At 66.0% G+C, this 13,667-nt stretch carries 14 protein-coding genes; 5 read left to right on the top strand and 9 right to left on the bottom strand.

The annotated features are described in order from the left end of the window. Positions 1-6 precede the first annotated feature (6 nt). The 6 genes from mnmE to hemE all read right to left on the bottom strand — a co-directional run bounded on the left by mnmE (position 7) and on the right by hemE (position 5,880). Positions 7-1,314 (bottom strand): tRNA uridine-5-carboxymethylaminomethyl(34) synthesis GTPase MnmE, encoded by a 1,308-nt coding sequence (gene mnmE / locus B3T77_RS02365; protein ID WP_292076800.1) that lies wholly within the window; start codon positions 1,312-1,314, stop codon positions 7-9. 36 nt (positions 1,315-1,350) lie between these two features. Further along, a complete protein-coding gene (locus tag B3T77_RS02360; RefSeq protein ID WP_055755073.1) occupies positions 1,351-1,575 on the bottom strand; it encodes a DUF6489 family protein in 225 nt (74 codons plus the stop codon). 83 nt (positions 1,576-1,658) lie between these two features. Further along, positions 1,659-3,092 (bottom strand): transcription termination factor Rho, encoded by a 1,434-nt coding sequence (gene rho, locus B3T77_RS02355; protein WP_066553597.1) that lies wholly within the window; start codon positions 3,090-3,092, stop codon positions 1,659-1,661. A 207-nt stretch (positions 3,093-3,299) separates the two neighbouring features. Continuing rightward, a complete protein-coding gene (locus tag B3T77_RS02350) occupies positions 3,300-3,767 on the bottom strand; it encodes a CopD family protein (RefSeq protein WP_292076794.1) in 468 nt (155 codons plus the stop codon). After that, positions 3,764-4,825 carry a ferrochelatase gene (gene hemH / locus B3T77_RS02345; RefSeq protein ID WP_292076792.1) on the bottom strand — a complete coding sequence of 354 codons (1,062 nt, stop codon included), beginning with the start codon at positions 4,823-4,825 and terminating at the stop codon, positions 3,764-3,766. Before hemH ends, B3T77_RS02350 begins: the two co-directional genes overlap by 4 nt. Continuing rightward, positions 4,822-5,880, bottom strand: a complete 1,059-nt coding sequence (hemE, locus tag B3T77_RS02340) for a uroporphyrinogen decarboxylase (protein ID WP_292076788.1) — start codon at positions 5,878-5,880, stop codon at positions 4,822-4,824. The genes hemH and hemE overlap by 4 nt, the downstream gene beginning before the upstream one ends. Before the next feature lie 450 nt (positions 5,881-6,330). Between hemE and B3T77_RS02335 the strand changes: the two genes are divergently transcribed. Genes B3T77_RS02335 through dnaQ form a run of 5 tightly spaced genes read left to right on the top strand, consistent with a single transcriptional unit; the run spans position 6,331 to position 9,996 of the window. Then, complete coding sequence (locus B3T77_RS02335; RefSeq protein WP_045810959.1) at positions 6,331-7,200, top strand: pyruvate, water dikinase regulatory protein; 870 nt, start codon at positions 6,331-6,333, stop codon at positions 7,198-7,200. Next, the gene (locus B3T77_RS02330; protein ID WP_373427524.1) at positions 7,197-7,793 is read left to right on the top strand and encodes a Maf family protein; all 597 of its coding nucleotides are present in this window, start codon (positions 7,197-7,199) and stop codon (positions 7,791-7,793) included. The genes B3T77_RS02335 and B3T77_RS02330 overlap by 4 nt, the downstream gene beginning before the upstream one ends. Beyond that, complete coding sequence (locus B3T77_RS02325; protein ID WP_292076783.1) at positions 7,790-8,620, top strand: shikimate dehydrogenase family protein; 831 nt, start codon at positions 7,790-7,792, stop codon at positions 8,618-8,620. Before B3T77_RS02330 ends, B3T77_RS02325 begins: the two co-directional genes overlap by 4 nt. Further along, on the top strand, positions 8,617-9,249 hold the full coding sequence (coaE, locus tag B3T77_RS02320; RefSeq protein WP_292076782.1) for a dephospho-CoA kinase: 633 nt from the start codon (positions 8,617-8,619) through the stop codon (positions 9,247-9,249). Before B3T77_RS02325 ends, coaE begins: the two co-directional genes overlap by 4 nt. Positions 9,250-9,273: 24 nt before the next feature. Further along, complete coding sequence (dnaQ, locus tag B3T77_RS02315; protein ID WP_292076779.1) at positions 9,274-9,996, top strand: DNA polymerase III subunit epsilon; 723 nt, start codon at positions 9,274-9,276, stop codon at positions 9,994-9,996. 218 nt (positions 9,997-10,214) lie between these two features. Here dnaQ and dapB read toward each other — a convergent pair whose 3' ends face one another. The 3 genes from dapB to dnaK all read right to left on the bottom strand — a co-directional run. Continuing rightward, positions 10,215-10,964 carry a 4-hydroxy-tetrahydrodipicolinate reductase gene (gene dapB, locus B3T77_RS02310; protein ID WP_292076778.1) on the bottom strand — a complete coding sequence of 250 codons (750 nt, stop codon included), beginning with the start codon at positions 10,962-10,964 and terminating at the stop codon, positions 10,215-10,217. Next, entirely contained in the window at positions 10,961-12,163 is a 1,203-nt protein-coding gene (gene dnaJ / locus B3T77_RS02305; RefSeq protein WP_017505388.1) for a molecular chaperone DnaJ, read from the bottom strand. Before dnaJ ends, dapB begins: the two co-directional genes overlap by 4 nt. A gap of 175 nt (positions 12,164-12,338) precedes the next feature. Then, positions 12,339-13,667: molecular chaperone DnaK (gene dnaK / locus B3T77_RS02300; RefSeq protein ID WP_292076774.1), on the bottom strand; the 1,329-nt coding region annotated here is incomplete at its 5' end.

The raw sequence follows: 13,667 nt of genomic DNA, 5'->3' as shown, positions 1-13,667 counted from the left end.
CTAGACCTACTTTCCGATGCAGAAGGTCGAAAAGACTTCGCCCAGAATGTCCTCAACACCGATCGCACCTGTCACGCGCGCCAGAGCGTCGGCAGCCCGTCTCAGATCGTCACCAGCCATTTCCGGCGCCACATTGAGCGCAGCCCGCGCTGCATCGACGCTTTCCAACGCCTCAAGCAAACGCAGCCGATGCCGTTCCTGCGTCACGGCAGGGAAGTCGGCGCCGGACAGATCCTTCGCAAGACGGGCGGCAATCCAACCCCGAAGTTCGGCCAGGCCGTCGCCAGTTACAGTGCTGACCGCTAGAGCCTCATGACGGCCGTGACCTGTATCGACGCTAAGATCGGACTTGGTCGCCACGATCAGATCGCCATCCTTGACGTAGTTCGCAGCCACGCCGGCCGGGTCGCCAGGCGCGCGGACCCAGAGACGCAGGTCGGCTTGCTCAGCGCGCACCCGGGCGCGACGCATGCCCTCGGCCTCGACCGGGTCATCGCTGTCTCGCAGGCCGGCGGTATCCGACAAGGTCACAGCATAGCCGCCGATTACCAGATCGGCATCCAGCACATCCCGTGTGGTGCCGGCGATCGGCGTCACGATGGCCGCCTCACGTGCAACCAGCGCATTGAACAGCGACGACTTGCCGGCGTTCGTCTCACCGATCAGGACGATGCGGTAACCATCCCTCACCCGTTCGCCACGCCGCCCCGTATCGACCGCGCGTCTCAGGTCGGCGCCGAGCCGGTCCAGCACAGGCCCCGCCGTACGGGCCAGATTGTCCGGGACCTCTTCATCCGGAAAGTCGATCTCGGCCTCGACCAGAGCCAGGGCGTGAAGAAGATCACGGCGGAAGCCGGCATAGGTTTCGCTGAGCTTGCCATCCAACTGACCCAACGCCTGCTTGGCCTGTGCGCTGGTCTCCGCATCGATCAGATCGGCGACCGCCTCGGCTTGCGCCAAATCCATGCGGCCATTTTGAAACGCGCGGCGCGTGAACTCGCCGGGGTCCGCCGGGCGCAAGCCCAGTGCGATCAAGGCGCGACTGGCGGCCTCGATGACGGCACGACCGCCATGCAGATGCAGCTCGGCTGCGTCCTCACCCGTGTAACTGTTTGGTGCCACGAAACGCAGCACCAGCGCCTGATCGATGTGATCGTCGGCATGGCTGAGGTTGCGCACCGAAGCCATGCGCGGCGTTAAACGGGTCGCGCCCAGCGCCGTCAACGCGGCCTCGACGCCGGGGCCCGACAAACGGAGAACCGCGATGGCGCCTCGGCCGGGCGGCGTTGCCAAGGCGAATATGGTGTCGATCATCAACTCAGACCGAGCGGCTCCTGGGCGGGCGGATGCTCACTTCACCGCCGCTTCCATCAGGCGTCGAAACTGGTCCTGGGCCTGCAGGCCGAAGCTGGTCCAGGTCTTCATCAATTCCTCGGGCTGCATGGCGGCGACATTGGCCTCCATCCGCTTCTGCATCTCCGCGACCATGGCCTCGTTCAGCGGCGTCACGTCCGGCAGACCTAGGAATGCGCGTGCCTCCGCCGGCGTGCAATCGACTTCCACATTGACCTTCATCGCATGGTCTCCTGTTTCACGTGAAACGTCTTTTCCATCCTAACGCCGCACGCGCGGCGCGCGGCTACTTGAGGAAGGACGGATCAGGTGTTCATCGACTGGAAGAAGTCCGAGTTGTTCTTCGACTGACGCAGTTTGTCGAGCAGGAACTCGATCGCGTCCTGCGGTCCCATCGGGTTCAGGATGCGGCGCAGGACATAGGTCTTGGCCAGCTGATCCTTCGGCGTGATCAGGTCTTCCTTGCGGGTGCCGGACTTCAGCACGTCGATGGCGGGGAAGATGCGCTTGTCTGCGACCTTGCGGTCCAGCACGATCTCCGAGTTGCCAGTGCCCTTGAACTCTTCGAAGATCACCTCGTCCATCCGGCTGCCGGTGTCGATCAGAGCCGTGGCGATGATGGTCAGCGAACCGCCCTGCTCCACGTTACGCGCGGCGCCGAAGAAGCGCTTGGGCCGTTGCAGTGCGTTGGCGTCGACACCGCCCGTCAGCACCTTGCCCGACGAGGGGACGGTGGCGTTGTAGGCGCGGCCCAGACGCGTGATGGAGTCAAGCAGGATCACTACGTCCTTCTTGTGCTCGACCAGACGCTTGGCCTTTTCGATCACCATTTCGGCGACAGCGACGTGGCGGGTGGCGGGCTCGTCGAAGGTCGAGGCGACGACCTCGCCCTTCACCGTGCGCTGCATGTCCGTCACTTCTTCGGGGCGTTCGTCAATCAGCAGGACGATCAGGAAGACTTCCGGGTGGTTGCGTTCGATCGACTTGGCGATGTTCTGCAGCATCACTGTCTTACCGACGCGCGGCGGCGCCACGATCAGGCAGCGTTGCCCCTTGCCCAGCGGCGCGACGATATCGATGACCCGGCCCGAGCGATCCTTCAAAGTCGGATCCTGGATTTCCATGTGCAGTCGCTCTTCGGGATAGAGCGGCGTCAGGTTGTCGAACAGGACCTTGGTCTTGACCGCTTCGGGGTCTTCCAGATTGATCGTGTCGACCTTGAGCAAGGCGAAGTAACGTTCGCCTTCTCGCGGCGCGCGCACGGCCCCATGGACGGTGTCGCCCGAGCGCAGGCCGAAACGGCGGATCTGCGACGGCGAGACATAGACGTCGTCCGGACCCGGCAGATAGTTGGCGTCCGAGCTGCGCAGGAAGCCGAACCCGTCCGGCAGGATTTCCAGCACGCCGTCCGCGATGATCTCGACTTCTTCGTCGGCTAGGGCCTTCAGGATGGCGAACAGCAGATCTTGTTTGCGCAGGTTCGAGGCGTTCTCGACCTCTAGCTGTTCAGCGAAGGCGACCAGGTCGGCCGGGGTCTTCTCGTTCAGTTCGGCGAGCGTGATGCGGCCGTTGGCGACGACGGGCTCACCGTCCTCTTCGTCATCCGCCGTCGTGTCCACGCCGGAATCGGCGCCCGCCGCCTCGCCCGCTTCATGCGCCGCGCCGTGATGGGTGGGGGCTTCAACCTCCACACCTTCGTTCTCGGGGGTCTCGGGATTGGTGTCGCGGACGTCGGTCATGATGCAGGCTCGCGGGCGCACACGGCCAGACGGCTGCGGCGCGGGTCTCTGAAAATGTCTGGCCGGAAGGCCGAAGGGAGGTGCGACGGGCTCCCGCTGGCTCCAAGGCCTGCAGGCGTCACGAAAGAGAGGGACCGCCGACGCGGGACGCCGAACGGTTCGCCGCCAGCGGAACCACAGGCGGCGGACGAGGTCAAGCGGAGCCGCTTACCGGAACGTCCACTCCGTCGTCACCGACAGCACCATGACGATGGCCAGAACGAAGGGCACTTCGTTCGTCATACGCCAGAACTTGCCGGAATATTTCGACGTGCCGGCCGCAATCTTCTTCCTTTGGGCCGCCAGAAATCCATGCCAGCCGCTGAGCAGGAAGACGCCAGTCAGCTTGGCGATCATCCACGGCTCGCCCAGGAAGGCCGCGCCGCGCGCCGAGACGTCGATGTGGATCAACCACAGACCGAAGACCCAGGCCAGGATCATCGCCGGGTTCAGGATGATGCGCAGCAGCCGCGTCTGCCACAGGCGCAGCAGGGCCTGCATCTCGCTTTTCAGCGGTTCGGGCTTGGCGCTCTGTTCGGCGTCATAGGCGTAGAGCCGAGGCAGGAACAGAAGGCCCGCCATCCAGGCGATCACCGCCAGAATGTGCAGCCCGCGTGCGAGATCGTAGGTGTTCATGCCGCCTGCCTCCCCTTGCGATGCGGACAGGCCTTCCAGTCCGCCTTGCACCCCTGGCCGAACGGCGCGACGCCCACGTGGGACAATGCGCCCACTGCCGCGTCAGCCAAGGCGTCAATGAACAGTGGCTCAATCCCGACCGCCGGCGCCCGCAAATATGGACTGGCCCCTTTTTCGTGGGCCAGTTCTCCGTATTCGATATCCAGCTCGACCAGGGTCTCGATATGCTCCGAGACAAAGGCGATAGGCGTGACGACGACCCCAACGCCGTCTTTGGCTGCGGTTTCAATGGCTTCAGGCGTGGACGGGCCCAGCCATTTCATCGGCCCAACCCGGCTTTGGTAGCAGATGGCGTGGTCGATCGGCCCGCGCTGCGCCGCGATGGCGGCGACCACGGCGGCGACCGTCGTCTCGATCTGCTCCTGATAGGGATCCCCCTTGCCGGTCACCAGCTTCTCGGGGATGCCATGGGCGGAGAACAGCACCCGCACCGGCTGGCCCACCGCCTCGTCCAGCTTCTCGCCGATCGCCTGGGCCTGGGCCTCAACCCAGCCTGTCGCGGCCGGATAGCAGCAGACGGCGCGGCTGACGCCCGGGCCGGTATAGGCGGCGTTCCAAGCCTTGAGCGAGGATTCCGTCGTCGTGGTCGAAAACTGCGGATAGAGCGGCAGCAGGACGACTTCGTCGGGTCCGAAGGCGGCGACCTCGGCCGCCGTCTCCTCGGTCAACGGATGCCAGTAGCGCATGGCGATGAAGACCTTGACCTCATCGCCGCCAAGTCGCGCGCCAAGCACCGCCTGCAAAGCCTCAGCTTGGCGACTGGTTTCGGGCAGCAGCGGCGATCCCCCGCCCATCAGGGCGTAGTTGGCCTGAGCGCTGGTTTCGCGCCGGCTGGAGATCAGTTTGGCCAGAGGCGTGCGGAAGATCCCCGGAAGGCCGATGATGGCCGGATCGTTGAACAGGTTGAACAGGAACGGCTTGACCGAAGCCTGATCGTCCGGCCCGCCCAGATTGAACAGCACCACCGCAATGCGGCGGCCGGGGTTCGCATCGCTCATTGGGCGCCGATCCGTCTCAGAACCTGTTCGACATGGTCGATCGGCACGTCCGGCAGGATGCCGTGGCCGAGGTTGAACAGCCAAGGCCCCTGCCCCCAGGCCTCCATCAGCTGATCGACGCGTCGGTCCAGCAGATCGCCGCCGGCGCGCAACAACAGCGGGTCGAGCGCCCCCTGGATCGGCTTGATCTGCTGCACCCGTTTGCCGACCTCGAGCGGGCAGGCGGTGTCCAGGGCGACGGCGTCGACCTCGACCGCCTCGGCATACTGCTCTGCGAGCGCCGCAGAGCCCCGTGGGAAGCCGATCAGGGGTACAGTGACCCCCAGCTCCCGCGTGCGCTTCACCAGCGCCTGGTGGGGCTTCAGGACCAATCTTTCGAACAGATCATCCGGCAGACCCTCGGCCCAGCTCTCGAAGATCTTCAGAACCTGGGCCCCGGCGTCCGCCTGCATCTTCAGATACCTGGCCGTGGCCTCGACCAGAACCTCCAGCGTCTCGTCGACGCGTTCAGGATCGGCATAGGCGTAGGTGCGGGCCTGGGCGCGTTCGCCTTTGCCGATGGTGCGCGCCTGTCCGTCCAGCATATAGGTCGCCACTGTCCAGGGCGCGCCGGCGAAGCCGATCAGGGCGCGTTCCGGCTCTAGGGCCGCGCGCACGATCGACAGGGTCTCACCCACCGCCGACAGATGCTCGCCCGCCGCCGGAGCCAGTTCGGCCATCCGACCCGGGATCGGCATTTCGCCCAGCCACGGCCCCTCCCCCGTTTCGAACCAGACGTCTTGGCCCAGGGCGCGCGGGATCAGCAGGATGTCGGCGAAGACGATGGCCGCATCGAAGCCGAACCGGCGCATGGGCTGAAGCGTCGCCTCGGCGGCCATGTCGGGGTTCAGACAGAAGGCGATGAAGTCGGGCGCCTCGGACCTCAGCTTGCGGTATTCCGGCAGATACCGACCGGCCTGGCGCATGAACCACACCGGCGGACGCTCCAACGTCTCCCCGCGGAGAGCCCGGAGCACCAGGGGTGTCGGATCGGCAGTCTGGGTCTGATCGGTCATGCCGGAGGATTAAGGTCACAGCCCCCCGCCCTCAATCCCTAATCAGATTAAGAATTAAAAGATTCGAAGTGGCAGGTAGGGCGGTGGAATGGCGGGGATGACTCGATCGGCGGCGGCGGAACAAAAGCGGATATCCACGCCTGGCGTATCGTTAACGGGGATGTCGAAACGACTCATCCCGCCGGTGGACAATCCCTAACGAAACCTTAACGGGCAAGGGTTTGCGGGGGCTTGCGGCTGTGAACGCGGTTAAGCACCGTTAACCTTTCATTAGGATTTTCCACAGCGGTTGGAAATTCGGTTTTCCGCCTTGGGATGATCCGGCGGCGGACGCCCAATGCGATCCACCATCATCCCCGCTCGCGGGCGGATCGATCAGCGGCTAAGAAAAACGGTGCCCCGACGGTCCAACGCCGTCCCCCAACTTTCAACAGGGAGACAGACAGTCTCATGAGCCCTGCGAGACCCTCGGGACCGGCCCGTCTGGCCACCTATTTCCACGTTCACCTGGTGTCGGACTCTACCGGCGAGACCTTGAACGCCATGGCCAAGGCGGTGACCGCGCGTTTCGACGGCGTCATTCCGATCGAGCACATCTATTCCCTGGTGCGATCGTCAAAGCAGATGGAGCGGGTGCTGCAGGAAGTAGAATCCGCGCCGGGCGTCGTTCTGCACACACTGGTTGACCGCGATCTGCGCGAGCAGCTGGAAGAGGGCTGCCGTCGCCTGGACATGCCCCAGATCGGCGCGCTGGATCCCTTGGTCGGCGCCATGTCGCGCTATCTCGGCGCGGCCCTGTCCACCCGCGTCGGCGCCCAGCACGCGCTGGACCACGACTACTTCAACCGGATCGCGGCGCTGGACTTCGCCATGGCCTATGATGACGGCCAGGGGTCGCTGGATCAGCTGGAGGGCGCCGACGTCGTCCTTTGCGGGGTCAGCCGGACGTCGAAGACCCCGACCTGCATCTATCTGGCCCACCGGGGCATCCGGGCGGCCAACGTGCCCCTGGTGCCGGGGCAGGAGGACGGCGAGCGGCTGACCAAGCTGAAGAACCCCCTGGTGATCGGCCTGACCGTGTCGCCCGATCGGCTGGTTCAGATCCGCCGCAACCGCATCGACAATCTGAACGCCAGTCAGTCGTCGAACTATACGGACCAAGACGCCGTGCGTGACGAGACGATCAAGGCCCGGCGGGCCTTTGAGCGGCGTGGTTGGCCGACCATCGACGTGACCCGCCGCTCGGTGGAAGAGACGGCGGCGGCGATCACCAATCTTCTGAGCGAGCACCGCAACCACAAGATCGGGACGACCTGGTGAAATCCGAAGCTCTCATCCTGGCGTCAAAGAGCGCGGCCCGCCGCGCCATGCTAGAAAACGCCGGCGTCGCCTTTGAGGTGCGCGTCGCCGATGTGGACGAGGACGCGATCAAGGCTGTCTCGACCGATCTGGACGCCGCCGCCCTCGCCGTTCGTCTTGCGGAAGCCAAGGCCTTGGCCGTCTCGCGCGACGACGAGACCGCCTGGGTGCTGGGCTCCGATCAGACCCTGGCCTTTGACGGCGGCCTGGTCTCCAAGGCCAGGTCTTTGGACGCGGCGCGCGAACGGCTGAAAGCGATGCGTGGCAAGTCGCACCAACTGCATTCCGGCGCAGCATTGGCGACCAAGGGCCAGATCGTCTGGTCCGGCGTCGATACGGTTCAGATGCGGATGCGCGATTTCTCGGACGCCTTCCTCGACGCCTATCTGGCGGCCGAGGGCGAGGCCCTGCTGTCCTGCGTCGGCTCCTATCGGCTCGAGGGGCTGGGCTCGCAGCTGTTCGAGGCGGTGGACGGCGACTATTTCACGGTGCTGGGCCTGCCGCTCTGGCCGGTGTTGAAAGAGCTGCGTCGGGCTGGGGTGATCGCGGCATGAGCACGCACCGCATAACCGGGGCCGCCATGGTCGCCGGGATCGCCGGAAATCCGGTCGCCCATTCGCTCAGCCCGGTCATCCACAACGCCTGGCTGGCGGCCGGCGGGATCGACGGCGCCTACGTCCCCTTGGCCCCTGCCGATGCGGCCGGGTTCGAGGCGCTGGTCGCGGCGGGACGTGCCGGTCTGATCATGGGACTGAACGTCACCGCGCCGTTCAAGGAACAGGCCTTCGCCCTGGCGGATCAGGCGACGGCGGCGGCGCGGCTGACGTCCTCGGCCAATATCCTGCAGTTCGAAAACGGGCGGGTGCTGGCCGACAGTTCCGACGGGATCGGCCTGATGCGCGGCCTGAGGGAACAGGCGCCGGACCTGGACGTGGCCGGGCGGCCGGTGGTGATGCTGGGCGCCGGCGGCGCGGCCCGCGCAGGCTCCGGCGCCTTAGTCGAGGCCGGCGCCGAGGTGCGCATCGTCAACCGTTCGCCTGAACGCGCCCAGGCCCTGGCCGCCGATCTTGGACCCTCGGTACGGGTCATGACGGCCGAGGCCGCTTTTGACGGCGCAGCCCTGGTCATCAATGCGCTCAGCGTTGCGCCGATCATCGACTTTGACCGGATCGCGCCCGGCACGGTGGTGATGGATATGACGTACAAACCGCTGGCCACGCCCTTTCTGACGGCGGCACGTGAACGCAGCCTGCCGACGGTGGATGGATTGGCCATGTTGATCGGCCAGGCGGCGCCGTCGTTCGAAGCCCTGTTCCGCCGCGCGCCGCCGCCTCTCGATCTTCGCGCCCTGTTGATGACCCATCTGGGCGAGACGGCATGATCCTGCTCGGTCTCACCGGCTCCATCGGCATGGGCAAGTCGACGACGACGGCCATGTTCGCCGATCTGGGGGCCGTCGTTTGGAACGCCGACGATGCGGTTCACCGCCTCTACGCGCGCGGCGGTGCGGCGGTTGGTCCGGTGGGCGAAGCCTTTCCCGGCGTCGTGGTGGACGGCGCGGTCGATCGCACGCGTCTGGCCGAGGCGCTTGGGAAAGACGACACGGCGTTCCGTCGTCTGGAGGCTATCGTCCACCCCCTGGTCGCCCAGGGTCGCGCGGCCGATCTGGAGGCGGCGCGCACGGCCGGTGTGAAACTGGCGGTTCTGGACATCCCCCTGCTGTTCGAGACGGGTGGGGACAGGGCCGTCGACGCCGTCGTGGTGGTCACCGCCGATCCGGCGATCCAGGCGGAGCGCGTCCTGGCCCGTCCCGGCATGACCCGCGAACGGTTCGACGCCATCCTGGCGCGCCAGATGCCGGACGCCGAAAAGCGTGCGCGGGCGGATTTCGTCATCGACACCGGCCGGGGTTTGGAGGCCGCGCGGGCCGAGGTCGAGGCGATCGTGGCCGCCGTTCTGGACCCGTCGTGGATATCTCCCCGGCGAGGCGCGGCGAGCCTTTCGCGCTGAGGCGAATGCCGCCACTAAGGGCGAATGGCGCGCGAGATCGTTTTGGATACGGAAACCACCGGCTTCGACCCCAAGACGGGCGACCGGTTGATCGAGGTCGGCTGTATCGAGATCCAGGATCTGCTGCCGACGGGGCGGACCTTCCATCGGTTCGTCAATCCCGAGCGGCTGATCCCGCCCGACGCCATCCGGGTTCACGGCATCACCGACGAGAAGGTCAAGGATGCGCCCAAGTTCGCCGAGATCGCTGACGACCTGATCGAATTCATCGGCGATGCGCAGATGATCGCCCACAACGCCGCCTTCGACCGCAACTTCATCGACTTCGAATATGCGCGATGCGGCCGGCCGATCACCGGCGAGGCGCGCTGGATCGATACGCTGAAACTGGCCCAGACGCGGTTTCCGGGCATGCCCAACTCGCTGGACGCCCTGTGCAAACGCTACAAGGTGTCGCTGGTCGAGCGGACGCTGCACGGCGCCCTGATCGACGCCCGTCTGCTGGCCGAGGTCTATCTTGAGCTTCGCGGCGGCAAGGAGCGGGTGCTGGACCTGTCGTCCGCGCCGGTCGGCCGTGGTCCCGGCGGCGTCATCGAAACCGCCGCCTACGGCCAGCGCCGCCGCCCTCTGGCGCCGCGCTCCACGCCCGAGGAACAAGCCGCCCACGTCGCCTTCCTCGCCAAGGCGCTGAAGGACCGATCACTTTGGGACGCCTACGGCCTGCCGGCGCAGGAAGACGCGGCGTAGCCAAGACGACCCTGAAATGCCGTCGTCATTCCGGGGCTGAGCGGAGCGAGGAACCCGGAAGCCAGGCGTGAGGTTGGATCTCGGACGCATTTTCTAGAACGAGATTGCGCTCATGGGTTCCGAGTTCGGCCTTCGGCCGCCCCGGAATGACGCAGATGATCTGTTTTGACGTGGTAACCGAGTCGCAAACATAGCAGGGCGGCAATGGCCCTTGGGCATCAGGCCTGTCTGAAGCCCAGCACGTCTTGCATGTCGTAAAGACCGGGGCGGCGGGTGCGGACCCAGGCGGCGGCCGCGACGGCGCCGCGGGCGAACAGCGACCGGTCGATGGCCGAATGGCTGAGCGTCAGAACCTCGTCCTCGGAGGCGAACAGCACCGTGTGTTCGCCCACAATCCCGCCGGCGCGGATCGAAGAAAAGCCGATCTTGCCGGTCTCCCGCTCGCCCTGCACGCCGTCGTAGGGGGCGGTGCGCAACTGGGCCAGGTCGGCGAACCGCCCCTCGGCTGCGGCTTCGCCCAGCATCAGGGCCGTGCCCGACGGTGAATCCACTTTCCGGCGGTGGTGGGCCTCGGTGATCTCGATGTCCCAATCCTGGGCGTCCAGACGTTGGGCCGCGTGCTGGACAAGGCCGATCAGGATGTTCACTCCCAGGGAAAAGTTGCCGCTCTTGACGATGGCGACCTTCTCGGCGGCCTTCATCAGGTCGGCCTCCTGCCCGTCCGTGAAGCCGGTCGAGCCGATCACCAGGGCCGGGCCGCCGCGCTCGGCCGCGCTCTGGGCCAGGGCCACCGAAGCGGCCGGGGTCGAGAAGTCGATGATCACGTCGCACAGCGACAGGTCGGCGGTTTCGCCCCAATCGAAGCGGGCGGCGACCACCACGTCTTCGCGGGCGTCCAGAACCTGAGAGACCGCACGCCCCATCCGGCCGCGATAGCCGGAAATGCCGGCGTGGAAGATTGCGCTCAAACCGCGTTCTCTTTCGACCCGTCCGCGTCCTGATTGCCCAGGATGTCGGCCCAGAAACGCTTCGCCTTTCCGGCAAAGCTGGAATTCCTGGGGTTCTGCCCCTCCCCGAACGACAGGGCAAGCTCTTCCAGCAACTCACGCTGGCGCGCGGTCAGATCGGTGGGCGTCTCGACGAACAGTTCGACCACCAGATCGCCGCGGTTGCGGCCGTTCAGATGGGGCATGCCCTTGCCCTTGATGCGCACGGTCTTGCCGGTCTGGGCGCCGGCCGGAACGGCGACCGAGGCCTTGCACTTGCCGTCACAGGCCGTGGAGACCAGGCAGGGCGCGTCGATCTCGCCGCCCAGGGCCGCCACCGTCATCGGCACGGGCACGGTGACCAGCAGGTCCAGGTTGTCGCGCTCGAACAGGTCGTGCGGCGTGACCGAGATGAAGACGTATAGATCGCCGCGCGGTCCGCCGCGCTGGCCCGCATCGCCCTCGCCCGACAGACGGATGCGCGAACCGTCGTCCACGCCGGCGGGGATTTTCAGGTTCAGGGTGCGGGTTTTGCGAACCTGGCCATGCCCGTGGCAGGTGGTGCAGGGATCGGCGATCATCTGACCCTGGCCGTGGCAGCGGGGGCAGGTGCGCTCGACCTGGAAGAAGCCGTTGGCCTGACGCACGCGACCGGCGCCCTGGCAGGTGGTGCAGGTGACGGGCTTGGTGCCCGGCTTGGCGCCCGACCCTTCGCAGGTGTCGCAGGTCATGGTCGAGGGGATGTCGATCTCGACGTCTTCGCCCTTGTAGGCCTGCTCCAGGGTGATCTCCAGATCGTAGCGCAGGTCCGAGCCCCGGCGCGGTCCGCCCTGCTGGCCCCGGCCCTGGCGTCCGCCGAACGCGTCGCCGAACGCATCGCCGAAGACCTGGGAGAAGATGTCGTTGATGTCCGAGAAGCCTTGGCCGCCCTGGCCGAAGGGATTGCCGCCCCCGCCGCCGTTCACGCCCGCGTGGCCGTAACGATCATAGGCCGCGCGCTTGTTGTCGTCTGACAGCACCGTATAGGCCTCGGAAAGCTCCTTGAACTTGGCCATCGACTCTTCCGAGCCGCCATTGCGGTCCGGGTGGTGGATCATGGCCAGCTTGCGGTAGGCGGCTTTCAGGCCGGGGGCGTCGATCGTGCGTTCGACACCCAGAACTTCGTAATAATCACGCGCCATCGGGCGTTCGTCCTCATACTTCCCCGTTCGCTTTCGCCTCGCCTCTTATCGAGCGTTGGTCGAAATCGATGTCCCGGCTGACATGGGGTCCGGGACCAATGATGCAAGTTTCATGAAAAGGCCCCGCCTATCGCAAGACAAGCGGGGCCGTATCATTTCAGCGACCTGTGACGGATCAGGCGCTCTTCTTGTCGTCGCCGTCCGTGTCCGACACTTCCTCGAACTCGGCGTCGACCACGCCGTCGTCGGCCGGCTGGCCTTCGGCGGCGGCGTCGCCCTGCTGCTGGGCGTACATGGCCTCACCCAGCTTCATCGAGGCCTGGACCAGGGTGTTGGTCTTGGCGCGGATGTCTTCTGGATCTGTGCCTTCGCGCGCGGTCTTCAGCTCGGCCAGGCCGGTCTCGATGGCCGTCTTCTCGTCCGCGCCGACCTTGTCGCCGTGTTCGGCCAGGGCCTTTTCGGTCGAGTGGATCAGGCTGTCGGCGGCGTTCTGCGCCTCGACCAGATCCTTCTTGGCCTTGTCGGTGGCGGCGTTGGCCTCGGCTTCCTTGACCATCTTGTCGATGTCGGCATCCGACAGACCGCCGTTCGCCTGGATGCGGATCGACTGCTCCTTGTTGGTCGCCTTGTCCTTGGCCGAGACGTTGACGATGCCGTTGGCGTCGATGTCGAAGGCGACCTCGATCTGCGGCATGCCGCGCGGTGCGGGCGGAATGCCCATCAGGTCGAACTGACCCAGCATCTTGTTGTCCGACGCCATCGGACGCTCGCCCTGGAAGACCCGGATCGTCACGGCCGACTGGTTGTCGTCGGCGGTCGAGAAGGTCTGGCTCTTCTTGGTCGGGATCGTCGTGTTGCGCTCGATCAGGGGCGTGAACACGCCGCCCAGGGTTTCGATGCCCAGCGTCAGCGGCGTCACGTCCAGCAGCAGCACGTCCTTGACGTCGCCTTGCAGAACGCCGGCCTGAACGGCGGCGCCCAGGGCCACGACTTCGTCAGGGTTCACGCCCTTGTGCGGCTCCTTGCCGAAGAAGGCCTTCACGGCTTCCACGACCTTGGGCATGCGGGTCATGCCGCCGACCAGAACCACTTCGTCGATGTCCGAAGCCTTCAGGCCGGCGTCGGCCAGTGCCTTCTTGCACGGCTCGATCGTGCGTTGGACCAGGTCCTCGACCAGGCTTTCCAGCTTGGCGCGCGTCAGCTTGATGTTCAGGTGCAGCGGACCCGAGGCGTTCATGGTGATGAACGGCAGGTTGACCTCGTACTGGGTCGTGGTCGACAGCTCCTTCTTGGCCTTTTCGGCCTCTTCCTTCAGGCGCTGCAGGGCCAGCTTGTCCTGGCGCAGGTCGACCGACTGCTCCTTCTTGAACTCGTCGGCCAGGTAGTCGACCAGACGCAGGTCGAAGTCCTCGCCGCCAAGGAAGGTGTCGCCGTTGGTCGACTTCACCTCGAACACGCCGTCGCCGATCTCCAGGATCGAGACGTCGAAGGTGCCGCCGCCCAG

It is taken from the genome of Brevundimonas sp. UBA7838 (assembly GCF_002500885.1).
Lineage (GTDB): Bacteria > Pseudomonadota > Alphaproteobacteria > Caulobacterales > Caulobacteraceae > Brevundimonas > Brevundimonas vesicularis_C.
Note: the sequence above shows the minus strand (reverse complement) of the source record. Positions and strands in the feature narration are given on the sequence as shown.